This is a genomic window from Prevotella merdae, assembly GCF_900290275.1.
Classification (GTDB): domain Bacteria; phylum Bacteroidota; class Bacteroidia; order Bacteroidales; family Bacteroidaceae; genus Prevotella; species Prevotella merdae.
Window position 1 is genome coordinate 1,184,069 of record NZ_LT985324.1, and the last position, 17,400, is coordinate 1,201,468.

The following is a 17,400-nucleotide window of genomic DNA, read 5'->3' on the forward strand; positions in this document are numbered from 1 at the left end:
TTTAATTGTTACTTTATAGTAGGGCGTCCCTTCTTCCAGAACTTTGCGCCTGAGCCCGGATCGTATGAGCCTTCTATCACATAGCGCACACATTCGCGACCGTTAATCGTTCTTTTTACCGTTCCTGTTACAGGATAGCTATCGCCGTCAAACAGCAACGGTTTATCATATACTAAACCGGATGAATTTTTTATATTCACATGCAAGTTTTTATCATACTCCCCCAAAGGAGCTTTGAGGTGGAGTATGGTCTTGTACCAAGCTTTATTATCACTTGGGTCGTCTCCGTAGTATACGCACGTAAACTCGTTAACAACATTAGGGTTGTCACTCTTCATTTCGAATTGCTCGGTTCCACCTCCGTTTTTGACACCATAATTAACGAACCATCCCGATATTTTGTCGTACTTGGTGTATATGGTATATTCCACGTCTACTATAGTGGGTTTCTCGTCGAATACTTTGTAGTATGGATCTGATGTTGGGTCATACAGATACCAGCCTTCATTGTCCTCATAGTTGAAGAGTGTGATGCCAGGGTCGTTGTGATGAGTGAAACGATGCGACTGGAAGCCCTTGCTAAGGTATGTACCATTGCTGAAAATCAACAGAGTTTGTCCTGGATTTATCATCTTATCCTCCTTAGCTACCTTTTTTCCTACCGACATTTGATTTGTTGGAATACTTAAATAGTACCAACCTGGGTTGTTTCCGTCGGCTTTCATCGAGTGTCCTGGCCACCATTCCTCGGTGCCAAAGCCACTATCATCACCATTCGAAACAGTGTGGCGAGTAAAATCTCCGCGGTCGGGTTTTACGAAATACCATTCCTTTGTTGTTCTATCCTGAGAACCTGTACCAGGTTTTGTCTCACCTATCTGTGTATAGACGTAAACATAATGGTAGTCGTTATGCGGAGAAAAGTCTTCATCCCACGTAACATTCTGCCAATTATCATTTGACACTTCCTTTTGCGCTTCCCACCAACCGTCACGCCAGTTGTTGCTTACAGTACCCAAACGAGAATCCTCATCAAGCATTAAATTATGCTGATAGTCATCATTACTGTCACCCTTACACCATACCAAGTCGTTTATGGCTCGCATATATATAAAGTAGTTACCCTTTGGCGGACGCACCGTTACACGTACCGGTTGCTCCATATATTTTTCATTACCGTCTGCGTCTTTATACTTTTCAATCGACTTTACCGTAAACGTATGTGTGGTTGTTGTCTGAGGGTCGGATGTAGCCGTAATAGTAAATGTGCCTTCTGCCGATTGAGTATTTTTGCACTTGATGTTTATTGTCGAATTAGCATACGTAACATCATGTCCGCCGCCAGAAACCGTCCAGCCATCAGGGAACTTAATACCACCAAGGTTGGTAGTAAACTTCACCGATTTAGTCAACTCAGCTGTATTACCTTTATCGTAGAAGATAACAATATCCACTGGATCTACCTTGAAATATGGCGTAACGTTGTAATGAACATTAAGATACTTCTTTAGGTTGTTTACCTTTATCGACACCTTGGCGTCGCCTTCAGTTTTAGTACCAAAGTCGGCAATCGAAAGTTCAGGATTTATACTGAATTTTAGACGCTTGGTTGCTGGATAGTTTTCTACTTTAATTATCTCCAAATCGCCTAACGTTGTCTTATTAACCTTAGATATACATTCAAATTTCAAGGTACTTGGATCGGCATTTGTTACGTAATCGATGTAGTCGTCTTGCAGCGACTTTACCTCGGCTTTTGTCTTCGAAACCCAAAGCGTAGTATGTGTAAAGTCAGCATCCACCTCTGCCGGTTCCCAATCCTTTACACCTACCACACAATCGAGGTCGATGTTGCCCAGACTCTTTATGCGTCCTACAATCTCGTAGTATGTGCCGCGTGGGAAAGTTGGAACTTCGGTTGTAGATTTTTCGTCCTGACGATGTCCAAGTTTGATGTTGTAGCTGTTGTTGTGGCCTGCTACTTTTCCGCCTATCTTCAATGCCGACTGCTGCAAAGAATCTGCCACGTAACGCTCGGGCAGGTAATATGTGGCACGGAAGAGCCACGGCTCCTTAGGTTTTACGGGGTTAACAACATCCTTAGGATCTACCGTGACAATATTCTGGTCATTGACATTAGCATTGTTTGTGTTCTCTGTCCACTTAGAATAGTAAGCACCATTAGCGGTAGAAGCTGTAGAGTTAGGGTATAATGTAGTAGGATCAAGTCCCTTGGCATAAATGCTACCAGCATCCAAGTTTGGATTGCTGAATTTTCCATCCCACACCAGCTTTGTCTCAGGCGATAGACGCTCGGCTTTAACATCAGTAATCTGCAATCCTTTCTTAAGCGCCGAACTAACGCCTTCGGCATCAGGGTCGTAAACAAGATTAAGACACACCTTGACACACGAAAATTGCAGATTAGCCGCCACTTTCTGAGGATTTGTGGCAGAATTCTTAATGGTAACGACGGTAGTTGAGCCGTCGGCTGCCTTTGTAGGATCGTATATCATAGGGATATTCTTGGCTACGGGCAGCATGCCTGACTTTGACATCGGATTATAGCTCAACACCACTTTCTTCAAATCCTCCTCGGTATTGATGGGCGTGTCTTTGAGCACATCGTTCATGTTGGCCACCACATACACACGATATTCGCCAGGCTTAATCTGTAGCTGATAAAAAGCAACATTCTCGTCGAGCATATTGCTTGCTTCGGGCGATGGAAGGTCCTGCGACAGAAATGTGCCTTTGCCCTCAACGGGGAAGGCATAAAGATGAAGGTCGTTTATCTGGCACTCGTCTACAGAGGCATTGTATGTAGGGTTGCTTGGGTCGAGACTGCTCTTAACCTCATCGCCCTCGCGAGTAACTGGCACATAGACACACAGATTGCCCTCGGATGAAGCCGGGGTGTTGTACACATCGGCATCATCTGTGCATGCTGCCAACAACAACAGGGCAGCAAGAGAAAGGAGTATGTCTGCAAGTCGTTTCATCGTTCTAATTATTATTAGGTTCAAATTCAGAAGTTTTATTTAATTCTACAAGCTTACGCGCTGAATGCGCTTAGCCCAGTCGAGCACACCTACCGAAAGGTTTACGTATTGCCACTCGGTTCCGATGAGGAAGAAGTCGAGGCGGTAGTCGTACTCGCGGTCCAGATATTCCTGAATGCCGTAGTTTTGCGAGGCATAAGCGTCGCGTCCCTGCTGCAGAATGTCTGGCAGGTTGATCAGGGCGATAGTCTTGCCCGACACCTTATTATATATATGCAGCATGGCGTTGCGGTTGTTCTCCTCGGGTGGGAAGTAGACCAGGCGCGAGAGCATCAGTCCGGCATGAGCCGTGCGCTCCTTAACGTTTCCGGTCTCGTCCTTGAACTCGGTGGTCCATGTATGGAAAGGCGTGTAGCGAAGCTTAGAGTCGCTTGCCAAAGAGTTGTCGTAGTTAATCAAGCCGTTGTCGGCTATTACCTCGTAGCCGAAGTCGTCGGCAGAGATTTTCTCGGGTGCGTCTATTTGGTGCAGCGAGATAGTGAGCTGCTTGGTGTCGCGCACCAGGGAGATGGTGTCGTGTGTTCCCTTAAGGTCGTACACGGTTGTAAGGTGTTGAGAGCGGCCAATCCACAGCGTGTCGAGCGGAGCCGAGCAATCCACCTCGTCTATTTCGCCCGCCTCGTTGCGGTCGAGCATGGTGTTGAAGGCAGTCATGTCCTCGCCTTCCACATGGTTGTGGATGCGGAACTTGGCTCCAGGTGTGGCCAGAGCGTCCTCGTAACGTTTCTGCTTTGCAATGGCGAGGAATTGGTATTCGCCAGGCTGCAGATTAAGATGTACGGCAAAGTCGTGACGGCGGATAGGAGCGTCGCTATTGGTATTAAAAGCGTCCTGACGGAAGAGGAACTTGCCGTCCTTATCGTACACCATGACAACAACGCCTCCAACATGGTCGTTGAAGAGGTCGGCGCGCTGCGTGTTGTAGTCGTAGCGGAAGTGCAGGTAAGCGCCATTGTCGCATGGCTCAAGGTCGTCGTGCATCAGCGAGCACGAAGCCAGCAATGGTGCAAAGGCGAGGAGTGAGCATATAGATTTAACCAGTCCGTGAAACATAATGTTTGCCGTTAATTTAATTAGAGTTGTTGGTAAATAATATAAATATTCAAAATGAAGGTATCAAAGGAAGTACGGCTGCATGAGCCGTACCTCCTAAGATAAGTACGTGTTCATTTTTAGCTTTATATATGAGTGGCAATCTGTAGGAGGGTATGGCATCCCTGCCATACCTACTCTGTAATGAGTGTCCTGCCGATTTAGTGGGTATGGCAAGGATGCCATACCCTCCTACTATATGTAAAGATAATTCTGAACTGTTACTTATTAGGGTTCTTGCGGCCCTGATAAGAGGACGCGCAATATTGATTAGAGGTCGATTACCTGCTTGCGCAAAGCCCAGTCAAGGATCTTAACCTCAACGTTGATGTACTGATTGTTCTCGTCGTCTGGAAGATCAGGCTTAACCTCAGGAACCTCAGGATAACCAAGACCGCTAACGCTATGTACAGAAAGTGAATACCAGTTGTTGCGGAGAACACCATAGCGACCGAGGTACTTGGCGTTTTCTGTACCATAAGCTTCGCCAGCATTCCAAGGAGTCAACTCGTTGAAGTGCTTGATGCGGGCGATATAGTAAGCCTCACCATTGAGGTATGTTGAGATACCTGTAGTAGCGGTCAAACCAAGTTTCTTGTTGATTTTATCAACAATTTCATCTGTAACCTGTGACGTAGTAACAGGGGTGGCAGTTCCATTATCGAATGTAATATTTTCTTTAGCTATAAGGTGCTGACCAGCCTTACCACTAATATCTGTGCCCTTAGAAAGATCTACACCATATTTATCCTGCTCAGCAGCATCAGTAATACCCATAAGTGTTAGAGCAACGGTCTTAATCTGCTGTTCAAGCTTAACTTTGCTCCAGATAGCGGTATTGTTACCAATCTTATAGAATGTCACAGGTGCTGTAAAGTCCTTAGGAGTGAACTTTGCCTTAAACACAACACGTGTAGTCTGGCCCTGCTTCATATTAGCAAGATTGAAGGTGTTCTCAAGACAATACTGAGGCGTACCTGCAACACCATCAACATCACCATTAGCAATCATATTGAACTCATTCTTGCAGTTTGCCAAAACCTGGAAATCAGCATTAGAATAATTCGGGTCTACACCCCAATATACACGTTTGAAAGTAGAGGATGGCTTGGTGTCATAGAAACGATCTTTACTCCATATACCATCATAATCTGTAGTCAAACCACCAATCTGATGAACAGGGAATGTTTTAGTATTGGTTACGTCGAGCTTCCAGTTCTCGATTTCAACCTTACCACCATCGTATGTGCCACCACTGATATCGTAACCACCTGGTGTAAACGTCTCCATTGTAACCTTAGCCAAACCACGCTCTACGTGAACTGTAGTTGCTGCCTTAGCCTGAGCTTCCTCAGGTGATGCGCAAATATACTTAACGTCTACAAGAGTTGGCAAATCTGTTGCTGATTTATGCTCTGGAGCATTTGCCATAAAGATACCATCTGTCGACTTCTTATAGTTATTAACTATTACCTTTGTATAATCCTTACTCCAATCAGCGTATGTGTCTGCAATAGTAGGCAATGTTACTTTTCTATTAGAGCTATCCTCATTATAATTATTAAGGAGCACCAATGCCTTATAGCTGTCAGTTGTTGAAACATCCTTGAGCTTTACAGTAGCAATAGCCGCAGTTGTTACACCATTATTATCTGTATCTGCAGTCCAAGGGTTCATGTTTCCAAGCTCGGCACTTGTAACAAACTTATCAGTAGAAGCGTCGAAGATAAGAATTGTACCATTCTTTACCTCATACTCCTTAGCATCGCCTTCAACAAATGAAGGATCACCATCAGTACGTGTACCGCTTGTTGTCGGCAGATTGATCTTGAACGAAGCATACGCAGTACCAGCCTTACCTGCACCCTCGTTAGGATTAGGATTAAGGTTGTCGTTGCTTGAGCAACCTACCAAGGCTGTAGCCATTACAGCCATTCCGAATAGATTTTTAACATTCTTCATAATAAAAAGAATTTAGTGAATATAATTGTTTAACTTAAAAATTTTGATCGTAACGTGGTTGGGAAGGATGCTTTTTGGCGGCACCCTACCCTGTTTTTTCTATAGATAAATATTTTGAATGTATTATTTGGCGTTGGCTATGCGCTGTGCGTTAGCCTTTGCGTCCTCCGAACCAGCGGCAGCTGCATCGGCAAACAGCTGACGAGCCAACTGATAGTCTTTTTTCATTACAGCCAGAGCGCCACGCGCGTTAAGGGCTGCAGCCGAGTTGTCGGCCTTCTGCAGATGCTTCTCAGCCGACGCGATGTCGCGGCGTTGAAGATCGGCACATGCAGCATTAAGGTTGGCAGTTGGGTCGTCGGGGAACATGCGCACGGCAATGTCGAACACCTCGTTGAATTCTGCCGAACCCGGCTCCATTGTCTGTGCCACCAGAAACATCTCCTGAAGCGACAACTGCTGCGGACGAGTCTTAAGTATCTGTTTGGCTTCCTCAACCGAGAAAGGCCTTACCGTATAGCTCACGGTGTAGTCGCTATGGCGCAAGCGCGGATAGATGTCGCTCATTATCACGGCATAGTCGTGCGGATAGAGCTGGCGTATGCGCTTGTCCTTGTCGTCGGGCGCAAGGCTCGAGTTCGAAATTTTTATTATCTCCTCCTTGTTAGCCAAGTTAGACTGCTGCACCTTGCGGCGGAATCCGTCCCAGTCCTCAGGTGTAGAGTTTGAGCTGAACAGCTTGGCGTTGATAGGATAAAGATTTGCCACATAATTCTTTAGCGAAGCGGCACGCTCGCGAGCCAATCGCTCGTTGTTGGCGTAAGGACCATCGGGCGAGGCAAAACCATGAATGTTTATGCCCGTAATCTGCACGTTCTTGTCCTCGCGCACAAGGTCGATGGTCTTTGTAATCTTTGCCAATTCGCGTGAGTTGTCGAACAGGTCAACCACGATGTCGGTCTTGTTAACGCGGAAGCTTAGGTAAGCCTCGCCTTTCTCGGCGCGTTGCTTGCGTGCCTCGGCAGCTGGCTTAACAAATGCAAGGGCTGGCATCCAAGCGCCAAGGTTGTCGATGGTGGTGATAAGCGTGCGGTCTTGATTCTTAAGGTCGCCACATCCGCAAAGGTCTTGTGCGGCAAGCACCTGCAGCTGATCAGCCTCAACGGGGCGCATACGCTCTACCGACTGGCTGTAGATAATGCTCTGCTCGGTACCATTCTTGCGCAACACAACGATAGGCTGCTCGCCATTCGTGTTCTTGGCGTTGAGTTTGCCGGCACGCTGCATGCGAATCTGCTGCGAACGACCGTTGATGATGATAGGCTGCAAAGCAGTAGTGTCGCCGTCGGCGGCAAGCAACGGAGTAAGTATAAGTTGCTGCTCGGCCTTGAGCTTAAGGTTGTTGAGGTTCAGTCTGAACGCAACATCCACCCGTTTGTTCTCTACATTAGTCTGCACGTTGTCAATAGTCACGGCACCCGAAGCAACGGTCTGCGCCATGGCAGAGCTGCAAGTGGCTGCTCCCATGAGACATGTCAGAAAAATGCGTGTCAATGAATTGGTCTTCATAACTCCTGGGTTTGTTATATTGTCTATTGAAGATTCTATACTTAGAGTTTTTTCTGTGTAAAAAGCCTCTGGTTTAAATCTTTTTCTCTTAATTCTCTATATATTAGAATATGTAGGCAAAGCTTATTGCCGCCTTGGTAGGTCCCACATAGTTGCGGTGCGAGTCCTTAAGACACTTGGCGCAACGTCCGTAGAGCTTGTACGGACTGTAGGCGTAGCCCACACCAAGCGAAGCCTCGAGGTTCCAATGTCGCGACAGCAACCATTGGTAGCCGTAAGTTACACCAGCTCCCACGTACCATCCCTCGTAGTGGCGTCCGCGTTTGGTCTTGGCCAGGGTGCCGAAGGGCAGGTCAACATTCTTGACGTTGTACTCGCCTACCAGAGCGTGCACACCAAAGAAGCTGCCTCCAAAGCGTTGGCAAGTCCACCAGCGATATTCGGGCTCGATGTTCCAAATGCGCACCCTCTTCTCTCCTGAGAAAGTCCACGGGTTGAGCGTAGCAAACACCTGTGCCGTCTGCTTCTCGGCTGTACCTATCTCCACACCAGCGTTGAGCGATGTTGTAGCCCAGCCCAAGAGATTGGTCTTCAATGCCACGTCCTGTGCCTTAACTGTGCCAGTCGTTGCAAGTAGCCCCATTGCCATTCCTAATATGTATGAATGCTTCATCGTTTTAGGCTTTTTATTTTATCTAATTAAATATTACTATCGGTTTAAGTAAGATATGAATTCCATATTTAAAATGTCCATGTCACATTGTTGTTGTATGAGTCACATTTGTTGTAGTTTTGTGAGAATCAAATCTTATTTTGTCTTGTGCGTTTGCAAAGATATTAGGAAATTTAATAGGTCGTATAAAAAAATACGTGAAAACCGTTACATTTTGCATGAAAACGTTTGCAGCAGCAAAAAAAGGGTACATTTGACACTAAACAACCCATAATTACCCCCCCCCGATAGGTATTTATGACGATTGAACATGTGTAAAGGCTATTAATGGGTTTTATTTACACTAAGAGTAGGAGGTACGGTCTCCGAAGAGGGCACTGAAAAAGTCCCTTGCGATATATTTATCAATTATAATCTGCACATAATTTGGCTATGTGCAGATTTTTTTGTACCTTTAAGGAATAAAATCCAAGGTACTTATGCTGTCACAACAACAACTTCCACTCAGTGAATATAGCTCACTTTATGATATAGTCGTCCCCCAGGACAACCTTCTCCGCCGTATTAATAACCTGATAGACTTCAGCTTTGTCTATCAGGAACTGGTCAATAAATATTGTCCTGATAACGGCCGTACAGCTGAATCGCCCATTCGTATGTTCAAATATCTTCTATTGAAGACAATATACGATATATCTGACGTGGATGTTGTAGAGCGTTCCCGTTATGACATGTCGTTTAAGTATTTTCTTGATATGACTCCTGAGGAAGGCGTTATCAATCCAAGCAGTCTTTGTAAGTTTCGCAGATTACGCCTGAAAGACACGGATCTTATGAACCTGCTTATCAAAAAAACTGTAGAGATAGCAATAGAGAAAGGAATCATCACATCAAAGACTATTATTGTAGATTCGACTCATACAAAAGCCAGGTCAAATCCGTATTCACCAGTTGAGATACTGAAACTCCGTTCGAAGCAACTCCGCAAGGCGCTTTATGCCATGGATGATAATATAAAGGAAACACTTCCGGCTAAGAATGAAGACGATGACCTTGTTCATGAGTTGGATTATACCAAGGACCTTCTAAATCATATCACCTCGGATTCCTGCCTTTCGGAAGTGCCCGCAGTAAAACAGCGACTAAATATGCTAAAGGAGACGCTTGCGGACATAGAAGACCACTATACAACCTCAAAGGATACAGACGCACGTGTTGGGCATAAGACAGAAGACACGTCGTTCTTCGGTTACAAGACTCACATCGCAATGAGTGATGAGCGTATCATAACTGCTGCCACAGTCACATCTGGCGAGAAGGGTGACGGGCCTCAGTTGGAAGAGCTTGTTGAGCAAAGCAGAAAGAACGGAATGGAGGTTGACACGGTTGTTGGTGATACCGCATATTCTGGCTGCAAGAACCTCAAACTGGCAGAAGATGAAGAGAGGGGATTTCGTTTGGTGTCCAAATTACATCCGTCTATTAGTAGTGGATTTAGAAAGAGTGAAGACAATTTTGATTACAACAAGGATGCAGGCATGTTTGTTTGTCCTGCTGGCCATATGGCAATCAGAAAAGTAATAATGGGAAAGAATAGGAACTGGAATCAATCCATGACTTATTTCTTTGATGTGGATAAATGCAAGACTTGCTCACGAAGAAACGGATGCTACAAGGATGGAGCTAAAAGCAAGACCTATAGTGTACCTATCAAGAAAGGAGAACATAAAAGACAACTGGAGTTTCAGAAGACACAAGAATTTAAAGAAATAGCCCGCCAGAGATACAAGATAGAGGCAAAAAATTCGGAGTTAAAACAGGTATACGGCTATGATAAGGCATTGTCGTATGGGCTAGATTGTATGCAAATGCAAGGTGCAATGACAATATTTGCCGTAAATATCAAAAGAATATTGAGACTAAGCTAAGAATAATTAGAAGAATTATACACTTGTGACATAAGTGCCCTACATCCTCTATAAGGCTGTATATTAGACCATATCAAAGCAAATTAAAAGCAGATTGCAAAACCGACATAATGTTTAATGCAATCTGCTTTTTTATTTAAAAGAGTGGAATAAAGTCTTAAAGGGCTAACTTTTTCAGTGCCCTCTTCGGAGACCGTACCTCCTACCATATGTAATCTTTAATCTCTATATGCAGCAATACATAGTTATATATTGCAAGCAATCATATCTGCTTTCTATGTTAAAATCCAAATGTTTTGACCATTATTTTCATTTTAAGCTGAGATTTTATATTCTGGGGTATAAAGCTGGCGGTTTCTGGCCATGGCAGTGACCAAATGCACGAGTTTGTTCTTCACATTGTTCAGTGCAACCTGCTTCTTCTTTCCACGTTCCACGAGACGCATATAGTACCTTGCAATAACAGGATTGAAGTTCACGGCAGCCAGTGCAGCCTGCGTCAGCATGGACTTTATCTGACGGTTCGCCATATAGTGCACACGAGGATCTGAATGCACGCTGGTGCCCGAATCCTTGCCGAATGGGGCTATGCCGTAGTAGCAGGCAATCTTCCTTGAATCGTAGTTGAAACGACGGAAGTTGTCGGTGTATACCATCAGACAGACAGCATTCTGCGTTCCTATACCAGGCACCGAGGTCACGATGGTGAACACCTCGGTGAGTTCCTCGTCTGACTTGATGAGCTCGGCGATTCGCTTGTCTATTTTCTCTACTTCCTTGTTGAGTTCAGACACGATATGCCTTCCGCTCTGCGAGATCATTGTCTTGACAGGAGACTTCTCCATTGTGAGTTTCTTCTCGCCTCTGCGCACTTGAAAGCTGCATCTGTGTCTTATAACCATCTGACGATACAGAAACAGTTCGCGCAGTTGTGCAAGTGACTCGCTAAGTGGCTCGTACATAATGGCTCTGTCGTAATTCCTCATTGCGTATTCGGCAATCATCGAGGCGTCGGCGCGGTCCGACTTCAATCGTCTGAGACCTGATGCATCCTTGATGCTCTTGGCATTCTCAAGCCACATGTCGTAGCCTTTACCATAGAGAAAGTTGCACAGTCCCTTGCTGTAGTCGCCCGTATTCTCTCCACAGAAGAGCCACAGGGAAGAGTCGATGCCGTAGGAATTCTGCTCCACCCACTTGACCAGTTGCTTGTAGCCAGACACAGTTGTCTTGAACTCGTTAAACATTCGTGCAGCTGTTTCTGTCAGTCCATCTGCAAAAATGATAGCCACATCAACTTTTTCTTTCGAAAAATCAACTCCAATAAATAAATTCTTCATATCTTTGTACGATTTTAGTTATGTAGAATTGGTCAATAGTTGTATGGACTAACACTCTAACAAGGCTCAGAGCCGATAACTTTCTATCTGGTCTTTGCAACTATGTCGATGAGGTCCGAAACAGAACATAGTCTTCAGACTTGTGCGATCTTTGGTTTACCTCTTCGACAGACCGATTCTACCTTTTTACAACAAAGGTACGAAACTGTCTTTAGCAATCATAGTTTTACCTTGATTATTTAGCCTAATTGCTTTCTTCTGCAAACTTAGAGTGCNACTTGTGCGATCTTTGGTTTACCTCTTCGACAGACCGATTCTACCTTTTTACAACAAAGGTACGAAACTGTCTTTAGCAATCATAGTTTTACCTTGATTATTTAGCCTAATTGCTTTCTTCTGCAAACTTAGAGTGCGTTCTGTGGGAACTAAACTCATAATTCAAAAAATTCAGTAAATACCTTAACGCAATATTCATGGTCGCGCACGCTACCAGTCTCTCTACAGCTGTGCATGGCCAGGATGGCGTTGCCCATATCTACGCCACGCAATGGGATAGACGAGGCAAGAATATTGCCGAGGGTGCTACCACCTGCCACATCACTATGGTTGACAAAGCGCTGGCATGGAACACCTGCCTTGGCACACAAACTTGCAAACACGGCTGCAGAGGCAGCATCGGAAGCGTACTTCTGAGCCGCATTAAACTTGATGACCGGTCCGCCGCCAAGCATAGGATGATTGGTGGGGTCGTACTTCTCGGCATAATTTGGGTGCCATGCGTGGGCATTGTCGGCAGAAATCATGAAGGCACGCTCTACAGCCTGATAGTAAGCCTCCTCTGTTTGGCTCTGCGCCAAAGCAATGCGCTTGAGCATATACGATAGGAAGGGGCTACCTGCTCCCTGCTTAGTTTGCGAGCCCGTCTCCTCGTTGTCGAAGATGGCAAGCACTTGTGTGGTGTCGGTGTCGTGGGCAGCAAGCATGGCCTCAAGACCGGCAAAACACATAGAGAGGTCGTCGAGACGTCCGGCAGAGATAAACTCGTTGTGCGCGCCGAAGGTGCAAGCAGGTGTGGTGTCGGCAAGATAGAGGTCGAAGTCGAGAATGTCCTCTTGTTGGATAGGGCGCTGCTTATTTAGCTCTTCAACAATAACATTCATAAGCAAGTTGCCTGCTTCAAGCTGACTGTTGATTTGTCCGAGCAACGGCAGCACATCCTTCTGCTTGCTGAGCTTTACGCCATCGTTTACCTGGCGGTTGAAGTGGATGGCAAGATTGCTTATCTGCAGCAAGGGGCGCTTGATATGCAGTAGCATGGTCTGCGGTTGCATAACGTCTTGAGAGCGCACAATGACACGTCCGGCAAGGGTGAGCGGACGGTCGAACCAAGTAGACATAATAGGTCCGCCATACACCTCGGTATTAAGCTTTACGAGTCCGCCCTCGCATAGCATCTCAGCATTAGGCTTGATGCGGAACGTGGGCGAGTCGGCATGTGCGCAAATCATGTGGAAACCAGCATCGGCAAGCGTTTTGGCGCCAATGCGGAAGGCAAATATAGACGAGTCGTTCTTGGTAACAAAGAAGCGGTCACCCACGTTAACCGTGCCAATAGGCAAGGCTGGGTTGAGGCGGCGGAATCCGCCAGCCTCAAGCATATCAGCGATGTTCTTAACAGCCAGAAAATTAACTGGCGAAGCATCGAGGAAAGATAACAGTCGATTTATCATATTTTTCACTATTTAATTTTTCACTTACATGTTTTTAAGTTTTTATTAAGACATGAGAACAAGTTTTATTAAGACAGGAGAACAGAAGAACATGGTTTTGGGGGAAGACATGAGAACATGGTTTTTGGAAAGACATGAGAACAGAAGAACATGTTTTTGGGGAAAGACATGAGAACAAGAGAACATGATTTTTTGGAAAGACAGGAGAACAAGAGAACATGAGAAGAATGGCAAAGGATTGATTGAGCAAAACGAGAACAAGAGGTTTGGTTGGGCTTTGCCCAACACTCCTTTCTTGCGGTTTCCTCACTTAAACCATTGGATTCTTCACTTTTCTCTTTTCGTTCTTGACTTAAACCATTGGATTCTTCACTCTTCGTTCTTCACTTTTCCCTTAACATATGGATTCTTCACTCTTCGTTCTTCACTCTTCACTTAACTATTGGATTCTTCACTCTTCGTTCTTCACTCTTCACTTAACGAGCCTTGGGCAAACATGGGGGCAGGCATCTGCAAAAGTGCAGAGGCCAAGCCGAGGGTAAAGATAGTTCGGTTGATGTTCATAATAGCATTATTTTGTTGTTAGTTTATTTTTTTTACTTCTATGACTTTGAATTTCATTACATTCACAACTTGCGCAAGCAGAGTTGATTTATAATTGAGACAAAGCGTAAAGAGGGAGAATTGTAACATGTCTGACAACGTCGTTGTCGGCATGATCAACATATTCGAAATGTCCAAAATTCTCTAAAGAACATCGCAAAGCTTCGGTGAGATGTTTCTCGCGCATAAAGAGCCACAGACTCTTCATTCCACCCTGCGTACCCGATTTTATCTCTATCGGCATGATTTTGAGATTGAGGATTTCCAGATAGTCGATCTCGGCAACACTATTGCCTTTCTTTTCCCAATAAAACATTTTCTGACGCTGAACACAAGGTTTATTACGCATAATCTCAAGTCCAGCAAGCATTTCTGTCAGCCCACCCTTATTAACCAACTCTTGTGGTGTTCCGGCCATAATAAGCTGGACGAGAGTTTGCGCCAAATTGCCCTCAAGCTGCAAAACAGCAAGCAGCAGACCGGTGTCGAGGAACAGCATCTTAAGACTCTTCTCGTCGGCCTCGGCATCAAGCGGAATGCCATTAGCCGAAGTAGAGACAACGGGAGTGACTATTCCCGCAAGCGTAAGCAACCTTAACGCCTCTCTGATTTGGGAGCTTTGGAAATCGGTGGAAATCTGTCGGTATGTGATTTTCTCGCCCACTTGGTGACAAACACCCCTCATGGTAGTTCGCAACAAATCGGGATTGGCGCGTCGCTTGTATTTTGCGAAATCGTCCTCATAGGTAAGAACAATATCTTCCTGAATGCTGCGACAAGCATTAAAGTCGTGAGTCTTAATCCATGCCATAACAGCCTCGGGCATTCCCCCCACAAGCATGTAGATTCTGAAGTATTCTATCAGCTTGTCGTGAAAAGCCGTATCAAGCGGATTGTCGCTATCAGCCTGATTGCGCATTTCCATTAGCCGTTGCTCTTGATTGGCCCCTAAAAACTCGTCGAAAGTCATAGGATACATAAACAAGGAATGGATTCGGCCGACCCCAAAAGTTGGAAGTTCTTGAAGCGTAAACTCGAGGAGCGACCCTGCAGCAACAACATGCAGTTCGGGATAATCCTCCTTGAAAAACCTTAAGGCCATAATGGCCTCAGGACACTCTTGTATCTCGTCCAGAAAAAGAAGAGTCTTGCCTTCCTCAATCGGGACATTAATATAACTGGCAATTTTTTGGACTATGAGATGCACATCAACATCGCCCTGAAAGAAACTCTTGACAGCCTTATGACGCTCAAAATTAACCTCGGCAAAATACTTAAACTCCTTGCCGAAATGCCTGATGGCAGACGACTTGCCTACCTGTCGGGCACCTCGAATCAAGAGAGGCTTACGCATTACATCCTCTTTCCAAGATAGGAGCTGAGCGTCTATGTTTCTTTGTATGTATTCTCGCATAGTTATAAACGTTTGATTTTCAGACACAAAGATATATAAAAATACTCAAATACGACTAATAATCGAGCGTAAAATACTCAAATACGACTAATAATTGTGGCCAAAATACTCAAATACGACTAATAATCTAAGACAGTATCTAAGCAATACCCAGTAATTCTATCTCGAAAATAAGCGTTGAGCCGCCGGGGATTCCAGGCTGCGAGAACTTGCCGTAGCCCATGTCGGCAGGGATGTAAACCTCCCACTTGTCGCCAACGCACATCTGCTGCATAGCGACAATCCATCCTTCTATAAGATCGCACAGGCGTACAGCCAAAGGAGCTCCGCCACGACTGGAGTCGAACTTCTTGCCATTGATGGTGCGGCCCGTATAATGAGCGGTTACTATACTGCGAGGTGTAGGATGCTTGCCGTCGGCATTGCCCTGTGACAACACCTTATAATAAATGCCACGAGGAAGAGCCATTACGCCCTCCTCCTGAGCTTTGGCAGCAAGCCATTCGAGGTTTGCCTTAGCGTATTCACGTTTGTTCATATTGACAGTTGATTAGTTTTTACTTCTCTCTGTGCACCACAGTTCCGTTGGCCTGATGTGTGGCAAGAACCAACACTTCGGCTATCTGGACATGCTCGGGAGCGCTTGCAGCATAGAAGGCAACATCGGCGATGTCGGCACCACGCAGAGGCTCGATGCCCTTGTAAACATTGTCGGCACGCTGGTTGTCGCCATGGAAACGAACATTAGAGAAATTGGTTTCTACAAGTCCCGGCTTAAGATTGGTAACACGCACACGTGTGTGAGCCACATCAATACGCAAGCCATCGGTCAAGGCCTTGACGGCAGCCTTTGTGGCACAATAAACACCACCACCTGCATAAGCAGCGTCGCCAGCCACACTACCTATGTTAATAACATGACCATGGTTGAGGCTGACCATCTGTGGAACAACAAGACGCGTCATGTTGAGCAGACCCTTTATGTTGGTGTCAATCATCTCGTCCCAGTCCTGAAAACTACCTTCGTACTCGGGCTCAAGACCGCGCGCAAGACCAGCATTATTGATGAGCACATCAATAGGCTTGAAACTCTCGGGGATGCTGTTGACAGCCTCGCGAGTGGCATTGCGGTCGCAAACATCAAACGCAAGAGCAAGAACAGAAACGCCCTCGGTCACAAGCTCGGCCTTAAGCGCCTGAAGCTTGTCGGCTGTACGACCCGTAATTATAATATTGTAGCCACCATTGGCAAAACGACGTGCACAAGCCTCGCCTATTCCGCTTGTGGCACCAGTGATAAGAGCTGTTTTTCTTTCCATGATTATTGATATTTATTAGAGTTTTATATTATTTGCTATCGAATGTTAGTTTATTCGCTATTTGATTGCAAAGTTAAAGAATAAATACGTAACTTTGCATTGTTTACAAATAAAAACATACATACAATAATCCTTCTATGGAAGTAATAAAAACAGGAATAGATGGCGTGGTGATAATAGAGCCACGTATCTTTAAGGATGCAAGAGGCTATTTCTTTGAAAGCTATTCGCAACGCGAGTTTGAGGAGAAAATAGGCAAGATAGACTTTTGTCAGGACAACGAAAGCATGTCGTCGTACGGCGTGATGCGCGGTCTGCATTTCCAACGTCCGCCCTTCACACAGAGCAAGCTTGTGCGCTGCGTAAAAGGACGCGTGTTGGATGTGGCTGTGGATATACGCAAGGGATCGCCAACTTACGGCAAGCATGTGGCTGTGGAGCTGACCGAAGACAACCACAGACAATTCTTCGTTCCACGCGGATTTGCACACGGATTTGCCGTGCTAAGCGATGTGGCTGTGTTTCAATACAAATGCGACAACTTCTATCATCCTGAAGCAGATGGAGGAATTTCAATACTTGACGACTCATTGGGAATAGACTGGCGCATACCTACCGACAAGGCTATACTGAGCGAGAAGGACACCAAGCACGAACTGCTGAAGGATTTTGACTCGCCATTCAGTATAGACACGCCATTGTACTAAA

12 protein-coding genes are annotated in these 17,400 nt (G+C 45.5%); 2 read left to right on the plus strand and 10 right to left on the minus strand.

What is annotated here, in order from left to right; translation table 11 throughout:
* Nucleotides 1-8: 8 nt before the first annotated feature.
* The 5 genes from C9991_RS11490 to C9991_RS11510 all read right to left on the minus strand — a co-directional run bounded on the left by C9991_RS11490 (nucleotide 9) and on the right by C9991_RS11510 (nucleotide 8,358).
* On the minus strand, nucleotides 9-3,002 hold the full coding sequence (locus C9991_RS11490; RefSeq protein ID WP_106812636.1) for a fimbrial protein: 2,994 nt from the start codon (nucleotides 3,000-3,002) through the stop codon (nucleotides 9-11).
* A gap of 45 nt (nucleotides 3,003-3,047) precedes the next feature.
* Nucleotides 3,048-4,115, minus strand: a complete 1,068-nt coding sequence (locus tag C9991_RS11495) for a FimB/Mfa2 family fimbrial subunit (protein WP_106812637.1) — start codon at nucleotides 4,113-4,115, stop codon at nucleotides 3,048-3,050.
* A gap of 309 nt (nucleotides 4,116-4,424) precedes the next feature.
* Nucleotides 4,425-6,116 carry an Mfa1 family fimbria major subunit gene (locus C9991_RS11500; protein ID WP_106812638.1) on the minus strand — a complete coding sequence of 564 codons (1,692 nt, stop codon included), beginning with the start codon at nucleotides 6,114-6,116 and terminating at the stop codon, nucleotides 4,425-4,427.
* A gap of 123 nt (nucleotides 6,117-6,239) precedes the next feature.
* Nucleotides 6,240-7,685 carry a DUF3868 domain-containing protein gene (locus tag C9991_RS11505; RefSeq protein ID WP_106812639.1) on the minus strand — a complete coding sequence of 482 codons (1,446 nt, stop codon included), beginning with the start codon at nucleotides 7,683-7,685 and terminating at the stop codon, nucleotides 6,240-6,242.
* A 103-nt stretch (nucleotides 7,686-7,788) separates the two neighbouring features.
* Nucleotides 7,789-8,358: a DUF3575 domain-containing protein gene (locus C9991_RS11510; RefSeq protein WP_106812640.1), complete on the minus strand. Its 570-nt coding sequence runs from the start codon at nucleotides 8,356-8,358 to the stop codon at nucleotides 7,789-7,791.
* A 479-nt stretch (nucleotides 8,359-8,837) separates the two neighbouring features.
* Between C9991_RS11510 and C9991_RS11515 the strand changes: the two genes are divergently transcribed.
* Nucleotides 8,838-10,286, plus strand: coding sequence for an IS1182 family transposase (locus C9991_RS11515; RefSeq protein WP_106810833.1), 1,449 nt, complete (start codon nucleotides 8,838-8,840; stop codon nucleotides 10,284-10,286).
* A 314-nt stretch (nucleotides 10,287-10,600) separates the two neighbouring features.
* Here the strand turns inward: C9991_RS11515 and C9991_RS11520 are convergent, their stop codons facing one another.
* The 5 genes from C9991_RS11520 to C9991_RS11540 all read right to left on the minus strand — a co-directional run bounded on the left by C9991_RS11520 (nucleotide 10,601) and on the right by C9991_RS11540 (nucleotide 16,692).
* Complete coding sequence (locus C9991_RS11520) at nucleotides 10,601-11,626, minus strand: IS110 family RNA-guided transposase (protein WP_106810849.1); 1,026 nt, start codon at nucleotides 11,624-11,626, stop codon at nucleotides 10,601-10,603.
* Between the two features lie 431 nt (nucleotides 11,627-12,057).
* On the minus strand, nucleotides 12,058-13,356 hold the full coding sequence (locus C9991_RS11525) for a M18 family aminopeptidase (RefSeq protein WP_106812641.1): 1,299 nt from the start codon (nucleotides 13,354-13,356) through the stop codon (nucleotides 12,058-12,060).
* A gap of 652 nt (nucleotides 13,357-14,008) precedes the next feature.
* Nucleotides 14,009-15,373, minus strand: a complete 1,365-nt coding sequence (locus tag C9991_RS11530) for an ATP-binding protein (RefSeq protein ID WP_198643799.1) — start codon at nucleotides 15,371-15,373, stop codon at nucleotides 14,009-14,011.
* A 139-nt stretch (nucleotides 15,374-15,512) separates the two neighbouring features.
* The gene (bamJ, locus tag C9991_RS11535; RefSeq protein ID WP_106812642.1) at nucleotides 15,513-15,911 is read right to left on the minus strand and encodes a BamJ family beta-barrel-assembly machinery protein; all 399 of its coding nucleotides are present in this window, start codon (nucleotides 15,909-15,911) and stop codon (nucleotides 15,513-15,515) included.
* A 19-nt stretch (nucleotides 15,912-15,930) separates the two neighbouring features.
* A complete protein-coding gene (locus tag C9991_RS11540) occupies nucleotides 15,931-16,692 on the minus strand; it encodes an SDR family NAD(P)-dependent oxidoreductase (RefSeq protein WP_106812643.1) in 762 nt (253 codons plus the stop codon).
* Nucleotides 16,693-16,829: 137 nt separating this feature from the next.
* On the opposite strand from C9991_RS11540, the gene rfbC reads away from it, so the two are divergent.
* A complete protein-coding gene (gene rfbC / locus C9991_RS11545; RefSeq protein ID WP_106812644.1) occupies nucleotides 16,830-17,399 on the plus strand; it encodes a dTDP-4-dehydrorhamnose 3,5-epimerase in 570 nt (189 codons plus the stop codon).
* Nucleotide 17,400: the final 1 nt, after the last annotated feature.

What these genes read in the sequence shown, in the direction of transcription:
- C9991_RS11490 (WP_106812636.1), bottom strand. Translation starts at nt 3,002, where the DNA reads ATGAAACGACTTGCAGACATACTCCTTTCTCTTGCTGCCCTGTTGTTG.
- bamJ (WP_106812642.1), bottom strand. Translation starts at nt 15,911, where the DNA reads ATGAACAAACGTGAATACGCTAAGGCAAACCTCGAATGGCTTGCTGCC.
- C9991_RS11525 (WP_106812641.1), bottom strand. Translation starts at nt 13,356, where the DNA reads ATGATAAATCGACTGTTATCTTTCCTCGATGCTTCGCCAGTTAATTTT.
- C9991_RS11530 (WP_198643799.1), bottom strand. Translation starts at nt 15,373, where the DNA reads ATGCGAGAATACATACAAAGAAACATAGACGCTCAGCTCCTATCTTGG.
- C9991_RS11510 (WP_106812640.1), bottom strand. Translation starts at nt 8,358, where the DNA reads ATGAAGCATTCATACATATTAGGAATGGCAATGGGGCTACTTGCAACG.
- C9991_RS11520 (WP_106810849.1), bottom strand. Translation starts at nt 11,626, where the DNA reads ATGAAGAATTTATTTATTGGAGTTGATTTTTCGAAAGAAAAAGTTGAT.
- C9991_RS11495 (WP_106812637.1), bottom strand. Translation starts at nt 4,115, where the DNA reads ATGTTTCACGGACTGGTTAAATCTATATGCTCACTCCTCGCCTTTGCA.
- C9991_RS11515 (WP_106810833.1), top strand. Translation starts at nt 8,838, where the DNA reads ATGCTGTCACAACAACAACTTCCACTCAGTGAATATAGCTCACTTTAT.
- C9991_RS11500 (WP_106812638.1), bottom strand. Translation starts at nt 6,116, where the DNA reads ATGAAGAATGTTAAAAATCTATTCGGAATGGCTGTAATGGCTACAGCC.
- C9991_RS11540 (WP_106812643.1), bottom strand. Translation starts at nt 16,692, where the DNA reads ATGGAAAGAAAAACAGCTCTTATCACTGGTGCCACAAGCGGAATAGGC.
- rfbC (WP_106812644.1), top strand. Translation starts at nt 16,830, where the DNA reads ATGGAAGTAATAAAAACAGGAATAGATGGCGTGGTGATAATAGAGCCA.
- C9991_RS11505 (WP_106812639.1), bottom strand. Translation starts at nt 7,685, where the DNA reads ATGAAGACCAATTCATTGACACGCATTTTTCTGACATGTCTCATGGGA.